The following is a 13273-nucleotide window of genomic DNA, read 5'->3' on the forward strand; positions in this document are numbered from 1 at the left end:
AATAATCCTATATGACACAAAGTGTCATAGACAAGCCTGTTGATCCTGGAAAATCGCGTCGCATGCCTAACCGATTGAAATTGTTGAGAAAAAAACTTGGTGTCACGCTTGAGACACTGGCCGAAAAATCCGGCATGACCAAGAGCTACCTGTCCAAGGTGGAGCGTGGCCTGAACACGCCGTCGATCGCTGCTGCGCTCAAGCTGGCACGCGCGTTGAACGTCAATGTCGAAGAGCTGTTCGCCGAGGAGCAGGCCGGGCAGAGCCGCTACAGCCTGGTACGCCAGGGCGAGCGCCAGGCGCTGGTGGGCGATGGCCATGGGCCGGGCTATGCGGCATTGACTCGCCAGTTCGGGCAGCACAGCCTGTTGCCGTTCCTGATCCAGCCGCCGACCGAGTTCAGCGACCCGACCTTCAAGGAGCATGAGGGTGAGGAGTTTCTGTTCGTCCACGCAGGCCAGGTGGAGGTCGATTTCATGAATGAACGGGTGTTGCTGGAGCAGGGCGATGCGCTGCACTTCAATGCCCAGACACCGCACCGCCTGCGTTCGGTCGGCGAGCAGCCAGCGCAGCTGCTGGTGGTGGTGCAGCACAGCAGCGACTGAGGGCAGGGCGATGATCGAGGTGTCGCGGTTCTGGCGGGACCCTGCATTGCCGTTCGTCGAAGCCCGGCGCGTGGGGGATGGGCGTAAGGTCTGTTATGCCGCCCATTCCCATGAGAGCTTTTCCATCGGCGTGATCACCGGTGGTTGTAGTACCTACCTGAGCGGTGCCAGTCAGGTCGAGGTAATGGCCGGTACCACGGTGTTGATGAACCCAGGTGTGGTGCACACCTGCAACCCGATCGCCGGCCAGCCCTGGTCGTACCTGATGCTGTTCGTCGACATGCCGTGGTTGCAGGCTCTGGGCTTCGAATTGCCAGCACAGACAGTCAGTACTTCGCCGTGTTTGTACAGCCGCTTGCTGCAGCTGTTTGCCGACCTGTTCAACAACGAACTGAACGATCGTGAAGATCGCCTGGCGGGTTTTTTCTGCGATCTCCCACGCTATTTGCAGCCATTGGCAGATGAGGCGCGAGTGGACCATCCGCAACTGGACGCGGCAGCGGCGTTCATCCGGGCCCATCGCACAGACCCGCTGAGCCTTGAGGATGTCTGCGCGGCCTGTAGCTTGTCACGCTCTTATTTGATCCGGGCCTTCCGCCAGCGCTTTGGCCTGACGCCACACGGTTATCTGCTGGATCAACGGGTGCAGCATGCGCGGGCGCTATTGCGCAACGGAAGGGCTATCGCCGAGGTGGCGCAGGAGGCGGGGTTCGCCGATCAGGCGCACTTGCAGCGGGCGTTCAAGCAGCACCTGGCGGCGACACCTGGGCATTACCGCGATGCAGTGCCGGCTTCTTCTCGGCTAAAGCCGCGAGAAGGCCGGCCCTGGCGACATCAAACGAGCAAATAGACCGCGCTTCCCACCAGCAATACAGCCAGCCCGCGATTCAGCAACCGAATATACCGTGGCTTGCGAAGATATTGCCGGATCACACTCCCGGCCCAGGCCCAGCAGGCTACCGAAACGAAACAGATCGGCCCGTAGATCCAGGTGAACAACCACAGCAGTTGTTGTTCGCCACCGGTGTAAGCACCCACGCCCGCCACCGCTGCCAGCCAGGCCTTGGGGTTCAGCCATTGCATCGCTGCACCCTGCCAGGCCGAAGGTGCGCGCTGCTGATCTGAGCCATTTAGCTGGCCATCGTCGCTGGCCAGTTTCCAGGCCATGTACAGCAGAAACGCCACGCCGCCCCAATGCAGCGCCACGCCCAGCAATGGCCAGCGTAACAGCAGTTCGTGCAAGCCCAGGCCAACCAGCACCAGCAGCAGGCAGAAGCCCAGCGTCGCACCCGTCACATGCCACAGGCTCGCCCGCAGGCCATGACGGGCACCACTGCCGAGGGCGACTACATTGACCGGCCCGGGAGAAATCGATGCAGCAAGGGCGAATGCGGCCATGGAAAGGGAGAGGCTCATGTTCCGTAACTCCGTGTGTTGGACGATGCCGCCATCCTGCGGCCTTGACCGGCATGGGTATTGAAGAATAGTCCCCTGCGATCCAGCTACAGCTTTTGTAATAGTTTCGCGCTATCAGTAAAACCGGCTGTGCTTGTAGGATCGTCTTCCCTATTTTCAATCAAGGTCTATATGAGCACCTTCGCGGAGCCCCCCAGTCCCTGGCCTTCCCGGCCATCCCCCCTCCGTCCTCGTGACGCTTCCTTCGTGAGTACCCGCTAATGGAATGGCTAGCCGATCCCACGGCCTGGCTAGGCCTGTTGACGCTTATCGTCCTCGAACTGGTGCTCGGTATCGACAACCTGGTGTTCATCGCCATCCTCGCCGACAAGTTGCCGCCGCATCAGCGCGACCGCGCGCGGGTCATTGGCCTGAGCCTGGCGCTGATCATGCGCCTGGGCCTGCTGGCCAGTATCTCGTGGATGGTCACCCTGACCGCGCCGCTGTTCGAGGTGTTCGGCAAGAGCTTCTCCGGCCGTGACCTGATCATGCTGTTCGGTGGTGTGTTCCTGCTGTTCAAGGCCACCATGGAGTTGCACGAGCGCCTGGAAGGGCATGTCACCCAGGCGACGGGTGCCGTGCGTCATGCCTTGTTCTGGCCGATCGTGGCGCAGATCGTCGTGCTTGACGCGGTGTTCTCGCTGGACGCGGTAATCACGGCCGTAGGCATGGTCGAAGAATTGTCGGTGATGATGATCGCGGTGATCTTCTCGATCGGCATCATGATCGTCGCCAGCAAACCGCTGACCCGCTTCGTCAACGCCCACCCGACGGTGATCATGCTGTGCCTGGGCTTCCTGATGATGATCGGTTTCAGCCTGACCGCCGAAGGCCTGGGCTTCCATATCCCGAAAGGCTACCTGTACGCGGCCATCGGCTTCTCGATCCTCATCGAGCTGTTCAACCAGCTGGCCCGTGCCCGCCGCAAGCGCAGCCTGCAGCAGCACCGGCCATTGCGTGAACGTACCGCACATGCCGTGCTGCGCCTGCTGGGAGGCCGCCGGGTCGAAGCTGACGAGGTGGGCGAAGAAATCGCCGACCTGGTCGAAGGTGGCGAGGAGCAGGTCCTGTTCGACCGCCGTGAGCGGGTGATGATCAGCGGCGTGCTGAACCTGGCCGAGCGGCCGATCCGCACGGTAATGACTGCGCGGGCCGAAGTCGACGTGATCGACCTGGCGCAACCCGCGCACGCCATCACCGAAGCGCTGGCCAATTCGCCGTACTCGCGCCTGCCACTGATTCGCAACGGCCATATCGAGGAACCGCTGGGCTTCGTGCACAAGAAGGAGCTGCTCAAGGAGCTGCTGTCCGGCAGCCAGCCGGACCTTGAGCGCATGGCTCGGGCGCCATTGAACCTGCTGGAGAGTTTCAGCATCCTCAACGCCCTGGAGCAGATGCGCAGCCAGTCGACGCACATTGCCTTCGTGATCAACGAGTTCGGTGATTTCACCGGTTTGCTGACCATTACCGACATCCTCGAGTCGATCGCCGGTGAGTTGCCGGATGCCAGTGAGGTGGAAGGCCCGGCGATCGTCGAGGAAGGTGGCAGTTTTGTCGTCAGTGGCGCCCTGAACCTGAGCCAGGTCCAGGCGCGTACAGGCTTCAGCGCCCGCGCCACCGAGGACTACCAGACCCTGGCGGGCCTGGTGATGAGCTTGCTGGACCGCCTGCCGGTGGTGGGTGATCAGCTGGCCTGGAATGGCTGGAGCATGACCGTGGTGGCGGTGGAGGAGCGCCGGGTGCGCCAGGTGCGCCTTACACCGAGCGCCGACGCTGGCGCAGCAGGTGCTTGAAACCTTCGAGCACCAGCACCAGCACCGCGGCCCAGATCGGCAGGTAGGTCAGCCATTGATCCGGGCCGATGGTTTCGCCCAGCAGCAGGGCGACGCCCACCAGCAACACCGGCTCGACGTAGCTGAGCAGGCCGAACAGGCTGAACGGCAACAGGCGGCTGGCCAGTACGTAGGCGATCAGTGCACAGGCGCTGATCGCCCCCAGCAGCGGGATCAGCCCGTAGAGGCCGGGGTGTTGGTGCAGCTCGGCCGTCGACAACGGCCCCTGGGTGACGAAATAAACTGCCCAGGGCAGCAACAGGCACATGTCGCACCACAGGCCACCGAGGTGGTCGGTGCGGCAGCGTCGCCGCAACACGAAGTAGATCGGGTAGCCGATCGTCACCAGCAAGGTTTCCCAGGCGAAGCTGCCATTCTGGTACAGCTCGTGCCCGACGCCCAGCGCGGCGCAGCTGACCGCCACTTTCTGCAAGCGTGACAGGCGCTCGCCATACACCAGGCGCCCGGTCAGCACCATGGCCAGCGGCAGCAGGAAATAGCCCATCGACACTTCCAGGCTACGCCCGTGCAGCGGCGCCCAGAGGAACAGCCACAGCTGCACACCCATCAACCACGACGTACCAACCATGCCCAGCAGCAGGATCGGCTTCTGACGCACGCGGGCGAGCAATTCGCCGACGCGTTTCCAGTCCTTGCTGACCAGCATGAACAGGGTGAGGCAGGGCAGGGTGAGCAAGGTGCGCCAGCCAAAGATCTCTTCGCCATCGAGCGGCGACAGCAAGGAGGTATAGAAATACATCACAGCGAACAGACAGGACGCCATGACCGACGAAATAATGCCTTTTGACACGAATGCCTCGGATAGGGGAGTGAGCAGGTGAATCAGCCGCGCATGATCTCAGGGGGCGCGCCTTGCGGCAACCGCGCGTCGCCGGGTTGTGCGGCGAGTGCCTTGAGGAAGTCGCTTGCAGGCATCGGCCGGCCAAATAGATAGCCTTGCTGAAAGTCCACCCCGCTGCGCGCCAGGTAATCACGCTGGACCTCGGTTTCCACCCCTTCGGCAACGATGCCCAGGCCCAGCTTGGCGGACAGCTCGATGATGCTGTCGAGAATGTGCTGGGACAAGGCGTCGCCACCGATCATGGCCACGAAGCTCTGGTCGATCTTCAGGTAATCGACCTTGAACTGGCGCAGGTAGTTGAGGCTCGACTGGCCGGTACCAAAGTCATCCAGGGCGATCATCACCCCCATGTCATGCAGCTTGGCGAACAGCTCGAGGGCTACCGGAGTGGCTTCGATCAGCTTGCGCTCGGTCAGTTCCAGGGTCAGCCGTACCCGCCCGGGGGGAAAGTGCTGGAGGAAGGTCTGGCAGTCGTCGAGCAGGCTCAGGTCGCGGCAGTGGTCGGCGGTAATGTTGATGCCGATGTGGAAGCCGTCTTCCAGCAGCGCGGTGTAGGGCGCCAGGTTCTGCGCGGTGTGCAGCATCATGGCCCGGGTCATGGCGACGATCTGGCCACTGTGTTCGGCGTAGGGGATGAACAGGTCCGGACGTACCAGGCCTTCACGGGGATGGTTCCAGCGCATCAATACTTCAGCCCCGGCCCAGCGGTAGTCACCCTTGCGCACCACCGGCTGGAAGTACGGCAGGAACTCGTCCGCCTCCAGGGCCCGCTGCAGCTCGGCCCTGGGCGAGCTGGCCCGGCGAATCTGCCAGCGGCAGGCGCCGCCGGCCACCACGCCGAGCGCGAGCAGCAGGCTGAGCAGAGCAGGGTAGTGGCTGCGCAGCAGCTCGCCTTGCTTGCCGGCCTCGTAGCCACCGTGCACGCTGAACGGGTAGCGGGTCGAACCCAGGGTCACATCGGCGGCGGCGGCGACCGGTGGGGCACCGTCATGCACCGCGCCGTCCTTGCCCATCCAGGCGTTGCCGACACGGATCTGCAGCGCTTCCTCCGGGCCTATCAGGCGTAATGCAGTGAGCAGGTGATCGCCATCCACGGTAGTGATCGCACCGCGATCGCCATCGCTGGCCCGGTACACCAGCAGGGCATGGCCAGGCGTTACCGAGTTGCCATTCATCAGCCACAGCCGGCCATCGGTGTAGTCATAAGCGTCCACGGGTTCGTCGAAATCGCCGAACAGCGAACTGCAATACAGGTTGTGGTGCTGGAACAGGTTGGTCGAACGGACGAAAGCATTACGCGTGACCTGGCTGCGCAACGTCAGCTGAGCGTTGGCGCAGGGGCTGCCAGCCAGCGGCAGCAGCACCTGCGCGGCATTGGCGAGGTTGTCTAGAATATGATCGACATGCTCGACCACCTGACGCGCAGTCGCCTGGCTGGAGGCGCGCAATTCGCGCTCGATCTGCCAGTTCATCACCGCCAGGCCGCAGGCAAGCGGCACCACGCCGACGATCCAGGGCATGAGCGTGCGCCAGCTCCAGCGAGCAGGGCGTTTGACCGAGAGGGGCATGCTGGGGTGATCTTCCTGATGACTGACGTGCTGAGGATAGCCGTTTGTCGGCGCCGATGGCGAACTAATGCGCGACAAAGCCATTTACGCAATGTAGAATCGATTTACGAATACAACAATAAGGTCCTTCGTTACTGAGGGATCAACCCCCGCCGAGAATGGGTCCATATGACATACCATGGGTTCAAGCTGATCATTGGTGACTTCCTCGCCCGCAGTGTGCGCGGTATCCCGTGCTCTCCACCATTGCCGTTCCACATCCTACGCATTCATTAATTTTCGCTGCAGATGAGGGTACGAACATGGCTGATATCTTTGACAATCCAATGGGCCTGATGGGCTTCGAATTCATCGAGCTGGCCTCGCCGACGCCGGGCGTGCTGGAGCCGGTATTCCAGATACTCGGTTTCACCAAGGTGGCCACCCACCGCTCCAAGGACGTGCACCTTTATCGCCAGGGCGGCATCAACCTGATCCTCAATAACGAACCTAAGAGCATTGCCTCCTACTTCGCGGCCGAGCATGGTCCGTCGGTGTGCGGCATGGCGTTCCGCGTGCGCAATGCCCATGAAGCCTATGCCCGGGCCCTGGAACTGGGGGCGCAGCCGGTCGAGATCGAAACCGGCCCGATGGAATTGCGCCTGCCGGCCATCAAAGGCATCGGTGGAGCACCGCTCTACCTGATCGACCGTTTCGAAGAAGGCAGCTCGATTTACGATATCGACTTCAATTTCATCGAAGGCGTCGACCGTAACCCGCAAGGGGCCGGCCTGAAGATCATCGATCACCTGACCCACAACGTCTATCGCGGGCGCATGGCTTACTGGGCCGGTTTCTACGAGAAACTGTTCAACTTCCGCGAGATTCGCTACTTCGACATCAAGGGCGAATACACCGGCCTGACCTCCAAAGCCATGACCGCGCCTGACGGCATGATCCGCATTCCGCTCAATGAAGAGTCGTCCAAGGGCGCCGGGCAGATCGAAGAGTTCCTGATGCAATTCAACGGCGAGGGCATCCAGCACGTGGCTTTCCTCACCGACGACCTGCTCAAGACCTGGGATGCACTCAAGGGCTTTGGCATGCGCTTCATGACCGCACCGCCGCAGACCTATTACGAAATGCTCGAAGAACGCCTCCCAGGCCATGGCGAGCCAGTCGACCAGTTGCAGGCCCGCGGCATCCTGTTGGATGGCGCTTCCGAGCCAGGTGACAAGCGCCTGCTGCTGCAGATTTTCTCGGAAACGCTGCTCGGCCCGGTATTCTTCGAATTCATCCAGCGTAAAGGGGATGACGGCTTCGGTGAAGGCAACTTCAAGGCGCTGTTCGAGTCCATCGAGCGTGATCAGGTCCGCCGTGGCGTGCTCAATGCCGAATAAGTGAAGCGCAGCGCCGTCAGTTTTCCTTGCTGGCGGCGCTGCGAACACGCCGGTTACGTTGCCTGAACAAACCCCAGTAAGTGATCGAGCCAGTAAATATCCCAACCAGCGCCAGGGACGGGAAAAGTTGTTTTATCGTCTGGCGCGTCTCTCGCGCCGAATAGCCTTCTGCATAACCCGCCTTGACGGTATAGCCATACTTGGCTGAAACACCTTCTCTGAAAAACTCCTTTTGCGATGGACGTGCCGGGTCGCGACTGTCGCCGTCGGCCCAGATGTACAGATCTGCGAATTCGAGTAATAGGGTCAACCCCGTTTGAAAGGCACGCAGTTCATTGCGCAGCAACATGCCATAGGAGGTGGCAATGACCCCCAGATTCTCTTCTCCAAGCTGATAGGCAAGCAGAACGGCATTGGGCATTGCAGGCGGGTCCAGTACCAGACGAAATTGCGATCGTTGATCTGGAAACATCTGATCCGGTGTGAAAGGCGTTTTCAAGGTGCTGCAATAAACACGCCCGTCAACGGTCAATGCCAGCGAGCGAAGGTGCGCTGCTGTGGCAACCTGATCGCGCAATTGCTCCCGGGCACTCTCGCAGGGAGTCCCTGCCAACATCATGGCAGCAGAAGCTGAAGCGTGTATTCGACTCAGCGCCAAGTCCACTGAATAGATAGCTTCCTTGACGGAGATGCGTGCGGTCTCTTCAAGCTTCTTGTCCTGCTGATAAAAAATGATCATCAGCCCGCTGCCGACCGGTAGCAAACTGATTGCCAATGTCAGCAAGAGTTCTATCAAACTTTGCCCTGCAGTCTTGGTTCTTGACATGAGTATTCAGCCCCCTTTACCGAGCTGACCGAGGTGGGCAGCCCAGTGGAGAGCCTATGAATCAATTACTGCGCCTGCTGTAATCCAATGCCATGCATCTTTTGCGAACTACGCCGCTAAGATGTAGGACCTATTTCGGCTTAAGTGCAGCAATGACCTTCTCGGCCAGCAGGCCCGTCGAGGCGGGGTTCTGCCCGGTGATCAGCCGGTCGTCACAGACCACGTACGGCTTCCAAGGCTCATCGTCCTTGCTGTAGTTGCCGCCCCGGGCAACCAATTCGTTTTCGGTAAGAAACGGCACCACCTTGTCCAGCTCCGCCAGTTTTTCTTCGGTATTGGAAAAGCCGGTAATCTCCCGGCCCTTGAGCAGCAGGCTGTTGTCGCCGAGCTTGATATTCAACAGACCGGCCACGCCGTGACAGACGGCGGCAACAATGCCGTTGTTTTCGAAGATCTTGCGTGCTAGTTCCTGCAGCGGCGGGTTGTCCGGGAAGTCGTACATCACGCCGTGCCCACCGGTGTAATAGATGGCGCAGTAATCACTTGCCTTGACCTTGCCTGGGCTTGAGGATGAGCCCAGACGGCTCATGAACGACTTGTCGTCGTACCATTGCCAGTCCAGCTCCGGAGCCATCTGCAAGCTATGCGGGTCGATTGGCACATAGCCGCCATTCGGGCTCACGTAATCGACTTCATACCCGGCTTTCTGCACGGCCTCGACAAAATGCACAGCCTCCCCCAGCCATAGGCCGGTGGCCCGCTTCAGCGTCGGGTATTTGGCCGTATTGGTCAGTACTACCAGAATCTTATTGCTCATCACCACGCTCCTGGTCTGTCGTTGAAGGGCAATGCTTGGCGCGGGGAAAACCTATTGAGCATAGCTCCGGTTTGCCAAGGCGCCATTTCGCTAATGGCTCTATGCTATTACTCTGTGTCTGCGCGGTGCGCCGAATGTGAAGCGGTTAACTGTGCAGCTATTGCAGTGGCAAAGCGTCGGGCAGATGATGCGCAAACGCAGTCTTCACCCAAGAGCAATGGTGGAATCACGACAGTGTTGGTAAAAGGCACGCTGCACAAACCTTCGGCACAAGGCATGGAACTCGCCACTCGGTCATCAACGGCGGAGGGTATGGCTGAGCAGGTCACGCGGTTCGACTGGCGTAACAGCGCGCTCGGGCCGCTGCCGCATTGGCAGGCACCTTTGCGCATCGCCGTCGACATGATGGTGCTTTCGCCGTTTCCCTGCGCAGTAGTCTGGGGCGCCCAGATGACCGTGATTCACAACGATGCCTACGCGAAGTTGCTTGAATGTGAGGGCCACGCCCTGGGGCAGGCGTTCGACAGACTGTGGGCAAAGTCCTGGAAAGACATTGGCCCTTGGGTGTTCAAGGTGCTTGAAGGTGGCTCGAACTTCGTCGAAGACCAGCCACTAAGGCTAACGAACAAGCAGACGGGTGCCCAAGCCCGCTACGCCTTCAGCTACACACCGTTACGTGATGCACAGCATGAGGTGGTGGGGTTCCTGCACACGGCCAACGCCAGCGTCGATGCCCATGAAGAATGGCGCGAGCAGGCGCTCGCGTTCGAGCGCGAGATCGAGCGCATCATGGCCGATCGTGACCACATCTGGCAGCTTTCTCGTGATGCCATGATCGTCGTTACCCGCGACCTGCGGCTGCAAGCGGCCAACCCGACCTGGTTTCGCATCCTGGGCTGGGCTGAAGACGAGGTAAGCGGTAAACCGATTCTGGAGCTGGTCCACCCTGCCGACAGGGCCGAGGTGGAGGTTGCGGTCATGGAGTACGTAAGTGACGGTAGGCGCGAGCAGCTGGAAACACGCTTGCGTCACAAGGACGGGCACTACCGATTGTTCCGCTGGACGGCGAGTTTCGACGGCACGCTGCTGACGGCCGTAGGGCGAGACATTTCTCAGGATCATGAAGATGCCTTGCAACAGTCCACTAGCCATTTATGGGCAACCCAGCGCCTGGAGTCGGTTAGCCATTTGGCAGGTGGCATGGCACACGAGATGAACAACCTGCTGTCGGGTATCGGCGGCAGCCTGGAGCTCTTGCAGCGGCGTATGGACCAAGGGCGCCTGGAGCAAATCGAACGCTATGTGGCGCTAGCCACTGATTCGGTACAACGCGCCATGACGCTCACTCACCGCCTCCTGGCGTTCTCCCGCCATCAGCCGCTGTCACCCAAGCCACTGGACATCAATCGCCAGCTGACCTCCATGGAACCGCTATTGCGCCAGGTGCTGGGGGCTGAAATGCGGGTGGATTGGGAGCTTGACGTAGAGCCCTGGACCATCAGCCTGGATGTTGCACAGCTGGAGAACGCATTGGTGAACCTGTTTGCCAACGCACGTGAGGCCTGCCTTGAGCGTGGCGTGGTGACACTGCGCACGATCAACAAGCGCCTGGAGGCACCGTTTCCCGATGAGCGAGGCCTAGCCCCTGGTGACTATGTCGCCGTGTATGTCACGGACGATGGCCATGGCATGCCTGAAGGGGACATGGCCCGGGCATTTGAACCGTTCTTCACCACCAAGCCCAAGGGCCATGGCGCCGGGTTGGGGCTGGCGATGGTCTATGGCTTCGTCGGGCAGTCGGGTGGCTACGTGTGGCTCGAGTCAGTACCTGATCACGGTCTCAAGGTCTGTATGTTGTTCCCGCGTTGCCTTGAACACATCGCGCAAGAAGCCCCGCAGCCGGTACCTGCTGTAACTCGAGCAAGAGGTCAACGCGTGCTGTTGGTCGATGACGAGGAAAACCTGCGTTTGGTGATGAAGGAGTACCTGCAGGAACGTGGCTTCGACGTATGCGATGCCAGGGATGCGAACTCGGCGCTCGAGCGCTTCCGTTACCATGGCCCTTTCGACCTGGTGATCACCGACATCGGCCTACCTGGTGGTTTCAGTGGGCGCCAGGTCGCCAGGGCGATGCGCATGTTCGAACCGGATCAGAAGATTCTGTTCATCACCGGGTTCAACGATCAACCGTTGGACCCGCAGCTGTCCGAAACCCCAGGCACGGCGTTGATGCTCAAGCCTTTCGCCTTGGCCAGCTTGATGAACCAGGCTCTGCTGATGCTGAGCGATTGAACGGGCTCAGGGGCTGCCCAGCATATTGGCAACCTGTGCCTGCAACTGCTTGAGCTCGAATGGCTTGCAGATCAGCTGCATGCCCGGCGCGAGAAACCCTTCGCGCGCCATCGCTGTTTCGGCGTAGCCAGTGATGAACAGCACCGGAAGGTACGGGCGGAGCGTGCGGGCGATCTCGGCCAGCTGCCGGCCATTCATGCCCGGCAGGCCAACGTCGCTGACCAGCAGGTCGATCGCCTGTGCTGAACGCAACAGCTGCAAGGCCTCGTTGGCATTGCAGGCACTCAGGCAGGGATAACCCTCATCTTGCAACGACTGGCAAAGCAGGTCACGGACATGGGCATCATCCTCGACTACCAGCACATGGCGGCCTTTGCTGGCAGGTGCTGGTTGCGGCCTGGAGGCCTGGGGCTGTTGTGGGTCAAGATGGCGTGGCAGGTAAAGGTCGACCTGCGTGCCGTGGCCAATCTGGCTGAACAGCGCTACATGGCCGTGGGACTGCTTGCTGAAACCGTAGACCATCGACAGGCCAAGGCCGATCCCCTGGCCCACTGGCTTGGTGCTGAAGAAGGGCTCGAATGCGTGTTCGAGGGTGCTCGCTGACATGCCTTGGCCATCATCGATGATGCTCAGGCAGGCATAGTCACCCGTCATCAGCCCGCCGACGGCGAACTGCAGCGCATCGACCTGACGATTACTGGCTTCGATGCGCAAGTTGCCCCCGTTGGGCATCGCTTCACAGGCATTGACCAGCAGGTTATTCAGCGTTTCCTGCAATTGCTCGTTGTCCGCTTGCACGGCCCAGAGGTCTGCGGGAAGGTTCAGCTGCAGGCATACCGCGGTGTCGAGAATGGCCTCGATACGCTGTGGCTGCAGCAGCGCGAGCAGGTCGATGCGCTGATTGTGCAGCGATTGGCGGGAAGCGAAGGCCAGCAGGCGATGGGTCAGCCTGGCTGCACGGGAAACGGCTTGCTGGCCCCTCTGCAGGATGGCTTCAAGGCCCTCGCTGCGGCCGTGTTTCAGGCGCCTGTCGACCAACTCGAAACAGCCACCGATGCTGGTCAGCAGGTTGTTGAAGTCATGCGCCATACCCCCGGCTAGCTGGCCGACTGCCTCCATCTTGCGGTTCTGCTGCAAGGCCAGGTTGGCGCTCTCCTGTTCTTCGTCGCGCTCATCCAGGCGCTGTTGCAGGTCGTGCATGTGGTCGCGTGACAGGTACTGGCGGCGCCGGCTGCGTAGCGCCGACTGGGTCAGGATCAGCAACCGGTCATCGTTGAATGGTGCGGCCAGCAGGGTCAGGTTGCCCAGCGCAAAGTTATCGGCCGAGGCGGTGGTCGCAGCGGTTTGTGTCAACAACACGATGGGCAGGTCGGACCAGGCTGGTTGCTGGTCGATATAGACGCGCAGCAATTTGGCAGCGTCAACGGTCAGGATCTGCTCGGCGATGATGGCCATGCCGGCGCCTTCTAGCAGGCAGGCCTGCAGCTTGGCCATATCATGCATGCACAGGCAATCCACACCGGCGGCCGCCAGCAACAGTGAAGTATTACTGGCAAGCTGTGCCGGAGCCAGGATCAGAGCACGTTCGTCCATCGTCGCCGAACTGGCCAATGCGATTCTCCTGAAGCGGCCGGCAA

General features: G+C 60.8%; 11 protein-coding genes. 5 read left to right on the forward strand and 6 right to left on the reverse strand.

Going from position 1 to position 13273, the window contains the following annotated elements; all coding sequences use genetic code 11:
- The first annotated feature begins 62 nt into the window (after positions 1-62).
- Together BGP85_RS10450 and BGP85_RS10455 are read left to right on the forward strand one after the other, a co-directional pair.
- Positions 63-605 carry a helix-turn-helix domain-containing protein gene (locus BGP85_RS10450; RefSeq protein WP_103447091.1) on the forward strand — a complete coding sequence of 181 codons (543 nt, stop codon included), beginning with the start codon at positions 63-65 and terminating at the stop codon, positions 603-605.
- Positions 606-615: 10 nt separating this feature from the next.
- Positions 616-1455 (forward strand): AraC family transcriptional regulator, encoded by an 840-nt coding sequence (locus tag BGP85_RS10455; RefSeq protein ID WP_103447092.1) that lies wholly within the window; start codon positions 616-618, stop codon positions 1453-1455.
- Here the strand turns inward: BGP85_RS10455 and BGP85_RS10460 are convergent.
- Complete coding sequence (locus tag BGP85_RS10460; RefSeq protein ID WP_103447093.1) at positions 1440-2021, reverse strand: LysE family translocator; 582 nt, start codon at positions 2019-2021, stop codon at positions 1440-1442. The two genes, BGP85_RS10455 and BGP85_RS10460, sit on opposite strands and share 16 nt — an antisense overlap.
- A 260-nt stretch (positions 2022-2281) precedes the next feature.
- Between BGP85_RS10460 and BGP85_RS10465 the strand changes: the two genes are divergently transcribed.
- A complete protein-coding gene (locus BGP85_RS10465) occupies positions 2282-3853 on the forward strand; it encodes a TerC family protein (RefSeq protein ID WP_103447094.1) in 1572 nt (523 codons plus the stop codon).
- On the opposite strand, the gene rarD is transcribed toward BGP85_RS10465, so the two are convergent.
- Together rarD and BGP85_RS10475 are read right to left on the reverse strand one after the other, a co-directional pair.
- The gene (gene rarD, locus BGP85_RS10470; RefSeq protein ID WP_103447095.1) at positions 3816-4703 is read right to left on the reverse strand and encodes an EamA family transporter RarD; all 888 of its coding nucleotides are present in this window, start codon (positions 4701-4703) and stop codon (positions 3816-3818) included. The two genes, BGP85_RS10465 and rarD, sit on opposite strands and share 38 nt — an antisense overlap.
- A 32-nt stretch (positions 4704-4735) precedes the next feature.
- On the reverse strand, positions 4736-6322 hold the full coding sequence (locus BGP85_RS10475) for an EAL domain-containing protein (RefSeq protein ID WP_103447096.1): 1587 nt from the start codon (positions 6320-6322) through the stop codon (positions 4736-4738).
- 302 nt (positions 6323-6624) lie between these two features.
- On the opposite strand from BGP85_RS10475, the gene hppD reads away from it, so the two are divergent.
- Entirely contained in the window at positions 6625-7701 is a 1077-nt protein-coding gene (gene hppD / locus BGP85_RS10480) for a 4-hydroxyphenylpyruvate dioxygenase (RefSeq protein ID WP_079227918.1), read from the forward strand.
- Positions 7702-7717: 16 nt separating this feature from the next.
- Here hppD and BGP85_RS10485 read toward each other — a convergent pair whose 3' ends face one another.
- Together BGP85_RS10485 and BGP85_RS10490 are read right to left on the reverse strand one after the other, a co-directional pair.
- Entirely contained in the window at positions 7718-8527 is an 810-nt protein-coding gene (locus tag BGP85_RS10485; RefSeq protein ID WP_103447097.1) for a CSS-motif domain-containing protein, read from the reverse strand.
- 130 nt (positions 8528-8657) lie between these two features.
- The gene (locus tag BGP85_RS10490; RefSeq protein WP_103447098.1) at positions 8658-9344 is read right to left on the reverse strand and encodes a type 1 glutamine amidotransferase domain-containing protein; all 687 of its coding nucleotides are present in this window, start codon (positions 9342-9344) and stop codon (positions 8658-8660) included.
- 276 nt (positions 9345-9620) lie between these two features.
- On the opposite strand from BGP85_RS10490, the gene BGP85_RS10495 reads away from it, so the two are divergent.
- Positions 9621-11636, forward strand: a complete 2016-nt coding sequence (locus tag BGP85_RS10495; protein WP_374755301.1) for an ATP-binding protein — start codon at positions 9621-9623, stop codon at positions 11634-11636.
- Positions 11637-11642: 6 nt separating this feature from the next.
- Here BGP85_RS10495 and BGP85_RS10500 read toward each other — a convergent pair whose 3' ends face one another.
- Positions 11643-13247: a response regulator gene (locus tag BGP85_RS10500; protein ID WP_103447100.1), complete on the reverse strand. Its 1605-nt coding sequence runs from the start codon at positions 13245-13247 to the stop codon at positions 11643-11645.
- Positions 13248-13273 lie beyond the last annotated feature (26 nt).

The sequence above is a fragment of the Pseudomonas putida genome (assembly GCF_002906855.1).
GTDB classification, from domain to species: Bacteria; Pseudomonadota; Gammaproteobacteria; order Pseudomonadales; family Pseudomonadaceae; genus Aquipseudomonas; species Aquipseudomonas putida_N.